This is a genomic window from Demequina sp., assembly GCF_024642165.1.
Classification (GTDB): Bacteria; Actinomycetota; Actinomycetes; order Actinomycetales; family Demequinaceae; genus Demequina.
This window is the reverse complement of sequence record NZ_JAHEBP010000126.1, coordinates 1-5,905: the sequence shown is the minus strand read 5'-3', so window position 1 is coordinate 5,905 and position 5,905 is coordinate 1. Positions and strand designations below refer to the sequence as shown.

Genomic DNA, 5,905 nt, shown 5'->3' with positions numbered 1-5,905 from the left:
CGACGGCTGGCGCGTGGGCGCGGCCGCGCTGGGCGCGTGGGCGAGCGTGATCGCCTCGTCCATCGTGCTGGTGGGGCTGGTCGCTGCCGGTTCTCCCTCCGCCATCGACGGTCAGGCGCTGCACTCGCTTATCCCTCACCACCTGCTGTGGGGCGCCCTCGAGGCGTCGATCACGGGTGCGGTGGTGGCGGTGGCGCTGGCATGGCGACGGGCGCGCGTGGGTGCGGCCGCCCGCGCAGTGGTGCGCCGCACGGTGCACGTGCTCGACGGGGACATGGACGCGCTGGGCTGAGTGCCGTTGGGGGAGGCGAGGGCCCGCGCCGGTAGGGTTCCGGCATGGCCAAGCTGTACTTCCGATACGGGGCGATGAACTCGTCCAAGACGGCGCTGCTGTTGACCGCGGCGTACAACTACGAGGAGCGCGATCAGCACCCGGTGATCGTCAAGCCGGGCGTCGACACCAAGGCGGGGCAGTCCGTGTCGTCGCGCGTGGGAGTGACCCGCGCCGTCGACGTGGTGCTGGGCGCCCAGGACTCGTTGCTCGCGGCGCTCGAGGCGCATCGGCCGCTTGCTGAGATCGACGCGGTGTTCATCGACGAGGCCCAGTTCCTCACCCCCGCCCAGGTGGATGAGGCGTTCGAGGTGGCCGTCCGCCATGGCATTCCGGTGCTCTGCTACGGGCTGCGGGGCGACTTCATGACGCACTCGTTCCCCGGGTCGCTGCGCCTGCTCGAGATCGCGCACTCGATCGAGGAGCTGAAGACCATCTGCCGATGCGGGTCCAAGGCGATCTTCAACGGCCGGGTGATCGGCGGGAAGTTCGTCTCCCACGGCGCGCAGGTGGCGATCGACGGCCAGGAGGCCGCGTACGAGTCGCTGTGCGGGCGCTGCTACCTGGAGAAGGTGGGCCCGGTGCGCGGCGCGGGCGTGGCGGGCTGATCTATTGTCGGTTGAACGTGCCCACTATTCTGTGGGGATGCGCCGCTTCGTCATCGTCATGCGGGTCATCATGATGGTGCTGATCGTCACCGCGCTGGTCGCGACGCTCACCGACGTCTCGGGGCGCGTGCCCGACAGCTACATCGACCTGGTCACGTACTTCACGCTGCAGGTCAACGTGGCGTGCCTGGGGGTCTGGGGTGCGCTCACGTGGCACGCCGTGCGGCGGTCCACGCCCGCGCCGTGGGTCGAGTACGGGCGCGCGTTCATCGCCGCAAACCTTGCCATCGTGGCCGTCATCTACTGGGGTTCGGTGTTCCCGCTGGGCACCCAGGACGGGCCTCAGCTCGCGTGGGTGATGGTGATCTCGCACGTGGTGACGCCGCTGTACGTGATCGCGGATCAGGCGCTGGTGGGGACGCGCCGGCCGCTGCCGTGGCGGCACCTATGGATCGTGAGCGGGTACGCGACGCTCTACGTGGGTCTCACGCTGGGACGCGGCGCGATCGGCGGCTGGGTGCCCTACGACTACCTCAAGGCGGACGCGGGCTATGGCCCGGTGGTCTCTACCGTGCTGATCCACGGCACCTTGCTGGTGGTGTTCTCGGCGGTGGCGATGCGGTGGAGGTCGGCACGGCGCATCGCGGATCCTTCTGCGGTCCCCGTCGGAGAGCCCGGCGTCATGCTGGAACCGGCTCGCGCACGCGTCCGCTGATTCCGCGTGGGCTCAGCCCAGCGGCGGGAACACGTCCCAGTGGACGCTCGCGAGCGCGCCCTCGACGGTCGCTGAACGCTTGCCCAGGCTGAGGCCGTACGTGTTCATCACGAGCTCGTGCCCGAACGGCGCATCGGCGTAGCGAGCCACCGCCGAGTACCGGGTATCGCCGGCCGCTTCGCCGAAGTCGCGGACCATCACTTCGACCTCCACGCCATGCACGAAGACCCGGTACGCGGCCACCTCGCTTGGCTCGTCGAACTCGTCCCGCCCCTGGAAGAACGCAATTGCAGTGTCCATATCAGCCACGCTACGCCTCCGGGCACGGGGTTACCCGGCGGGAGCGCATCGAGCGCTCCGCCACCTCGCGCCTGCACTGCACCCCGGCCCCTTCCGCTCCTAGAATCGAAGCCGTTCCCCACCCTCGGAGGCGGCATCGATGACCACCGCACCACGGCCGTTCGAGGTCTACGGCGACGGCGCGACGTACCTGCACGGCACTCGTGCCCACCTGCGTCCCGGGGACGTGCTCACCACGGGCCATCAATCGAACTTTGCCGCCGACCGCACCCTCAACCACGTGTACGTCACCATGACGTTGGACGCCGCCACCTGGGGCGCGGAGCTCGCGGCGGGCGAGGGCCCGGGACACATCTACGTGGTGGAGCCCACCGGGGAGCTCGAGGACGATCCGAACGTCACCGACAAGCGCTTTCCCGGCAACCCGACCCGGTCCTACAGGACGCGCGATGCGGTGCGGGTGGTGGGGGAGCTGCTCGGCTGGGTGGGCCACCCGCCGGAGCAGGTGCAGGCCATGCGCGACGGACTGGCCGATCTCGAGCGCCGGGGTGAAGCCATCATCGAGGACTGAGACGCGGGACCCGCGGGCGCCTCACCCGACCCGCAACTCGCCGCGTTCGGTGAACCCGAACACGCCCTCGATGACCTGCGTCGTCACCCTTCGTTGACCGGTCCCGTTCAGCGCGCCGCTCGCGCGTGGGCGGCCTTCACTCGCGCCGCGATCGCATCCGCCACGTAGCGTGCGTCGCGGCTCACTCCCGGGACGGTCTCCGACGCCTGCGCGTAGAGGTAGTTCTGGCCCACGAAGTACAGCCCCGGATGATCGTGCACCACACCTCGTTCCTGGACGGGCATGTCGCGATCGTCGAGCACGGGCAGGTCCACCCAGTCGGCGAGCCCCGTGCGATACCCGGTGCACCAGATCACGTTCGTGATGTCCGGGACCGTGCCGTCCTCCGCGACGGGGCGGCCGTCGCGGGTGCCGGCGATGCGCGGGATTCGCCGGACGCCGGCGCGGCGCAGATCCGCGGGACGCTGGCGCATCAGGGGAGCGGCCTGAGACAGGAGCACCGGCCGTGCGCGGCGCCCGATCGCCGTGTCCATGGTGAGGACGTGGAAGAAGACGTGGAAGACGATCCGCGTGCCGATGTTCCGTCCGAACCAACTGTCGATGCGGAACGGCAGAGCGCCGCTCTCGCGGCCCGCGAGCCAGGTCTCGTGGTCGCGCACCGTCTCCACGGCGATCTCCGCGCCCGAGTTGCCCACTCCCACCACGAGCACGCCGCCGGGTCGCAGCTGCCCTGGGTTGCGGTACTCGGAGGAGTGGAGGCTCGTGATTCCGGGCGCCAGTTCCGCCGCGAGCGCGGGCACCTTGGGCTCTTGCAGGCTGCTCATGGCGACCACGACGGAGTCCGCGCGGACGTCGCCGTGGGAGGTCCGGATCGTGAAGCCGTCGCCTTCGGCGCTCAGGCGCTCGACCCGTGTGCCGTGGCGCACGGGCAGCTCGAAGGTGCGCTCGTACAGCTCGAGGTAGTCGGCGAACTCCTCGGCGGTGGGCAGCGGCCCGCGGCGCGGGAACGGAAGGCCCTCGAGGTGGTCGATGCGGATCGGAGTGAAGAGCTTGAGCGAGTCCCAGCGGTGGCGCCACCCACCGCCGGGGCGCTCGTTGGCGTCGAGCACCACGTGGTCGAGTCCCTGCATCGTGAGCTGGTACGAGGTGGCCAGTCCGGCCTGCCCTCCGCCGATGACGACGATCGGCGTGTATTCGTCGGTGGTCATGATTCCTCCTGAGGTGGGTTCAACTGGTGGCGATGAGCACGGACCCGGCGCGTGCGGCGGTGGGCTGCGGGACGATGCGGCGCGAGGCGCGCACGAAGCTCACCGCCTGGACGGCGCAGGAGATGGCGCAGCCGGGGATGAAGCCGAACTGGCCGGTGAGCACGGCATAGACGATCCACGGGGGCTGCACGGCGGCGCCGAGCGGCCATCCCCACCAGCGGTGGGCACCGGCGGCCCACAGCGCGGTCACCTGCAAGCCGGTGAGCAGCCACGGCCAGTACGAGGGCGATCCGAGGGGAGCGGCGGACCCGAGCGAGGTGGCGAGCACCGCGGCCGACACGGCCGCGCTGGCGGCCGCCGCGCCCAGCAGCCGCGCGCGCACGCTCGTGGGCTGCGCGGCACCTCGCTTGGGGTAGATCCTCATACCGTCGACGCTAGGTCGACGCGGTTCGCCCGCCCATCGGGAGTTCTCCCCAGTTGATCAGGCCGTGCTCCATGGCGAAGACCGTCGCGCCGGCGCGGCTGGACACGCCCATCTTGCGGTAGGCGTTCTGGATGTGGTGGTCCGCGGTCTTGGGCGTGACGCCCAGCGCGCGGGCCAGCTGCTTGGTCGCGAGCCCGCGCGCGAGCAGGGTTACCACCTGCGCCTCGCGGTCGGTGAGGCCGGCGGGGCGCTCGAGCTTCGGGGGATCGCCGCCGGCCGCCTCGATGACCGCGGCCACCGCGTCCGTGTCGAGCCGGCCGTCACGCGCCTCATCGGCCAGGGCCTCGGACGCATCGGCGAGGGTGAGCGGCTCGCGGCCGGGCGCACGTTCTCGCAACGACTGCAGCGCATCGGCCGCCGCCAGCACCCTCGCGGAGGCGGGCAGCGCCTCGCCGCGGGCGCCGCGGAAGTAGCCGCTGCCGTCGAGGCGCTCATGGTGGCAGCCCGCGTCGGGTGCCAGGTCGCGCAGGAACGGCGAGGCGGAGCACACGCGCTCCGTGTAGTACGGATGTAGGCGCACCTGCTCCCAGTCCGCGGCGGAGAACCGTCCGGATCTCTCCCACACCGCCGCGGGGATGGCCGCCCTGCCCACGTCCTGGACCAGCGCCGCCCGCCGGATCCGCACCACGTCGGCCGTGGCGAGTCCCATGCGGGTCGCGGCGCGCTCCGCCAGGGTCGAGACGGCGAGCGCGTGGCCCGTACGGGACGGGGTGAGGAGGTCCGCGAAGTCGCCCAGGGCGCCCAGCGCATCGTCCACCTGCTCGCCCTTGAGCATGGCCCGTTCGCCCTTCTCTGCTGCGAGCACCTGACTCCAGAGGTCGCTGATCTCGGGTGGGTTGGAGAGCGGCCCCAGGATCTCTTGGGCGTGGTCCATCACTATGGTTGCGATCTCTGGGTCGTGGGCCCGCCCGGCGCGCTTGGCGATGAGTCGCACTGCATGGTCGATGCCGCCCACCTCCGCCAGGTAGGAGGCGTCGCGTGCGACCAGGGCGATGCGCAATGCGCGCGGAAGCTGGTCGCCGCGGGCGCGCTTGAGCACGCTCTTGCCGTCCCATCGCTCGGTGAGCAGGTGTAGGGCGTCCCCGACCGTCTCTGGCGTGCCGAGTCGCTGCGACATGAGGCGTGCGACGTCGCACAGGCCGCGCCGTTCCTCCGGCAGGCCCGACCGGGCTCGCGGGAGACCGCGGGCGATGGTGGCGAACGCCGTCACCGGCGACGCGCCCGGCGCGGGGAGGTTTCGGACCACCACGCGCATCTGCTCGAGGGTGCCGCCCCAGATCACGTCCGCGATCTCCTCGCCGAAGGGCCCGCCAAAGGTCTCGAGCGTGTCGATGGCGTCGGAGGTGCAGCCCGCATAGACGAGCAGGCTGAGGTAGTACGCGTCGCGCGCTGTCGCCGCGTCCGCGTCCGCATAGTCGCACAGCCGCATGGTCGCGAGGGTGGCGGCCAGCCCGTGGCCCCAGGGGAAGCCCATTCCCAGGTCGGTCGCCAGGCACATGGCCGCGGCGATGTCCGCGGCGCGCACCGGCGCCGTGCCGTCCGCGTCCGGGCTCCGGGCCGGCGACGTCATGATGCTCTCGCGAGGTGGACCATGCGGGTCACACGGCCAGGTGCAGCCGGTAGAAGCGGAAGAAGGAGAAGTCCTCGATGGGCAGCACCGTCACCTCCGCGAATCCGGCGTCCTTCGC

Annotated in this window: 8 protein-coding genes; 4 read left to right on the top strand and 4 right to left on the bottom strand. The window is 71.2% G+C overall.

Going from position 1 to position 5,905, the window contains the following annotated elements:
* The 3 genes from Q0L54_RS09985 to Q0L54_RS09975 all read left to right on the top strand — a co-directional run.
* A partial coding sequence (locus Q0L54_RS09985) for a hypothetical protein (protein WP_296667741.1) occupies positions 1–292 on the top strand: 292 nt, incomplete at its 5' end.
* A gap of 44 nt (positions 293–336) precedes the next feature.
* Positions 337–939 carry a thymidine kinase gene (locus Q0L54_RS09980; RefSeq protein WP_296667739.1) on the top strand — a complete coding sequence of 201 codons (603 nt, stop codon included), beginning with the start codon at positions 337–339 and terminating at the stop codon, positions 937–939.
* 37 nt (positions 940–976) lie between these two features.
* Complete coding sequence (locus Q0L54_RS09975; protein ID WP_296667737.1) at positions 977–1,654, top strand: Pr6Pr family membrane protein; 678 nt, start codon at positions 977–979, stop codon at positions 1,652–1,654.
* A gap of 12 nt (positions 1,655–1,666) precedes the next feature.
* Here Q0L54_RS09975 and Q0L54_RS09970 read toward each other — a convergent pair whose 3' ends face one another.
* On the bottom strand, positions 1,667–1,954 hold the full coding sequence (locus tag Q0L54_RS09970; protein WP_296667735.1) for a hypothetical protein: 288 nt from the start codon (positions 1,952–1,954) through the stop codon (positions 1,667–1,669).
* Positions 1,955–2,093: 139 nt separating this feature from the next.
* Here Q0L54_RS09970 and arr point away from each other — a divergent pair, with 139 nt between their 5' ends.
* Positions 2,094–2,525, top strand: a complete 432-nt coding sequence (gene arr / locus Q0L54_RS09965) for an NAD(+)--rifampin ADP-ribosyltransferase (RefSeq protein ID WP_296667733.1) — start codon at positions 2,094–2,096, stop codon at positions 2,523–2,525.
* Between the two features lie 107 nt (positions 2,526–2,632).
* On the opposite strand, the gene Q0L54_RS09960 is transcribed toward arr, so the two are convergent.
* From Q0L54_RS09960 to Q0L54_RS09950, 3 genes are read right to left on the bottom strand one after another with little or no spacing between them, the layout of a single operon-like run.
* The gene (locus Q0L54_RS09960) at positions 2,633–3,733 is read right to left on the bottom strand and encodes an NAD(P)-binding domain-containing protein (protein ID WP_296667731.1); all 1,101 of its coding nucleotides are present in this window, start codon (positions 3,731–3,733) and stop codon (positions 2,633–2,635) included.
* 19 nt (positions 3,734–3,752) lie between these two features.
* A complete protein-coding gene (locus tag Q0L54_RS09955; RefSeq protein ID WP_296667729.1) occupies positions 3,753–4,157 on the bottom strand; it encodes a hypothetical protein in 405 nt (134 codons plus the stop codon).
* Between the two features lie 10 nt (positions 4,158–4,167).
* Positions 4,168–5,787 carry an HD domain-containing phosphohydrolase gene (locus Q0L54_RS09950; protein ID WP_296667727.1) on the bottom strand — a complete coding sequence of 540 codons (1,620 nt, stop codon included), beginning with the start codon at positions 5,785–5,787 and terminating at the stop codon, positions 4,168–4,170.
* Positions 5,788–5,905: the final 118 nt, after the last annotated feature.